We start from the raw sequence: 2165 nt of genomic DNA, 5'->3' as shown, positions 1-2165 counted from the left end.
GCGCGGGCCGGGGGGCGGGGGCCCCCCCCCCCCCGCCCGGACGGCGTGCGCTGCAACTGGCGCTGCTTTTGGGCGGCCTGCTCGCGCTCGGCTTCCTCTGCGGGCAGCAGGCGCACGCCGCGGACGGGACGCCGCCGGTGACCCCGGTGGCATCCGCGCCGCCGGCTTCGGCGGACCCGGTGCGTGCCGTGCCGCGGAAACTGCCGGCGAAGAGCGTCGTCGAGGCCGTCACCGCCCCGGTCGCTCCTGTCGCCGCACCCGTCGCCGCTCCGGTCGAGCACGCCGGTGACCGTGCGGTCGCCGCCGTCGCCCCGCTGGACCGGGGAGCCGCCGGGTCCGTCACCCGTCGCGCCGTGCGGCCGGTCGGGGACCTGGCCGGGGCCGTGACACAACGGCTGGACGAGGCACGCGGCAGGCTGCCGGCGCTGCCCGCGACACCCTCGCTGCCCAAGCTGCCCAAGCTGCCCGAACTGCCGGGACTGTCCGAGCCGCCGGGTCGCCTGTTGCCGGCACCGGTCCACTCCGGGCCCGGGACGAAACAGCCCGGTACCGCCCGGCCGTTGTCAGGGCACGGCATCCGGGGCGCGACGGCCCGTACGGCGGCGGACGCGACGGCGACCGGAGCGTACGGACCGGCCCCCGCTCCCGAGCCGGGTCCGGTGGCGCACCTCGCCGCGCCCCGCGCCGACGCCCCGGGCCGCCCCGCACCCCCCGGCGACCAGGACGGTGCGCCGGGCAGGCCGGCGGTCGACAGCGACTCCTCGAGGCACGGTGGCGCTCACGCGGTCACCCCGAACGACCGGGCGCCGCTGCGTCTCGCGCCCGGTGCCGCCGCGCACGTCGAAGCGGCCGGGACCAGGGACGGGCACCCGGACATTCCCGTCTTCCCCGGCTAGGGCCACACGGCGGGCCACCTCTCCGCGCGGACCCCTCGCGCGGAGGCGGAGCAGGCCCGTCCGACCGTCCGGAGGCCCCCGCGAGCTCCGGACGGCTGTGTCCCCCAGCCGCGCTTCGGACGTCCTGGCAGCCCCATGCGGCTCCGACGTCCGGGAACCCTCAAGGATCTGACGCACTCATGAACAAGAACATCCGCCGCTCCATCGTCATAGCCGCCGGAGTCACCGGCGCGTGGGCCCTCGGTTCGGCCGTGGCCAGCGCCGACGAGCTGCCCGCCGCGTCCCTCTCCGTGTCGGACACGACCTCCGGGGTCACCGGCACGGTCGACGATGCCGTGTCCGACGTGCGGGACACCGCCACCGGCGTCACCGGCACCGCGGCCGCCACGGTCGCGCACACCACAGGCGAGGCGACCGCCACGGTGTCCGCCCCCGGGGGCACGGCCGAGGCCGAGCACACGGCCGGCACCGCCATCGCCAGGGTCAGGGGAGCCCAGGCCGTCAAGGGCGCCCGGGCAGCCCGTGCCGCCAAGGCCGGAGTCACCCATTCGGCCGATCGGGCGGCCACCAGGACGACGGCCGGGGCGACCCGTACCGCTTCCGCGGCGGCCTCTGCGCGGGACGAGATCGACTACCTCTTCGGCCCGCTCTCGTCCTTCGCCCCCGAACTGGAGGAGGCCCTGGCCGCCAGCGGGGTGCCCGGCAGGGTCACCCCGATCGTGGACGAGACGGCAGCCGACGCCGTCCCGCCGGTGGCCGCCGACGCGGTGCACGGAGCCGTGCCGGTCGCCGGTCACGCCGTGGCCGGGGCCCGGACGGTCGTCGGCGGGGCCGTGGCGGACGTGCCGCCCTACGCCACCGGTCTGACCGGCCGGGCCGCCCAGGACGCCGTGGGGGCCGTGCTGCCGCCCGTGGCCGGGACCGCCGTGGACGGCGCCGTGCCGGTCGCCGGGCAGGCCGCGGGAGACGCGGGGGTGCTCGCCTCCGGTGCGGTGGGCGACGTCCATCCCTTCGCGGACGGCGTCGTCGGCGCCGTACCGCCGCTCGCGCGGGCCGTGGTGGGGGAGGTGCCGCCGTTCGCGAACGGGGTCGGCGGAGCCGTCCGGCCCGTCGTCGGCACCCTGCGCCCGCGCGCCGGGCCGGGGGGCGGGGGCCCCCCCGCCCCGGGGGCCCGGCGCCGGGGGGCGGGGCCCGCGGCCTCGGGTAGGGGGGGGGGCGGCTACACGGGACTGTGGACCGCGTACTACCTGAAGAAGGCCGCCCCCTTCC

The 2165-nt window shown here is 79.0% G+C and carries 1 protein-coding gene and 1 pseudogene; both read left to right on the top strand.

All coding sequences use genetic code 11. The features are described 5' to 3' along the window. The coding region (locus ACFW2E_RS32775) for a hypothetical protein (RefSeq protein WP_384471282.1) at window positions 1-896 on the top strand (896 nt) is incomplete at its 5' end. Between the two features lie 179 nt (window positions 897-1075). Then, window positions 1076-2165: pseudogene (locus tag ACFW2E_RS32770) on the top strand (hypothetical protein); the annotation flags it as partial.

The sequence above is a fragment of the Streptomyces sp. NPDC058964 genome (assembly GCF_042741275.1).
In the GTDB taxonomy this organism is placed as follows: domain Bacteria; phylum Actinomycetota; class Actinomycetes; order Streptomycetales; family Streptomycetaceae; genus Streptomyces.
The sequence above is the reverse complement of the archived record's forward strand: the minus strand, read 5'-3'. Positions and strand labels throughout refer to the sequence as shown.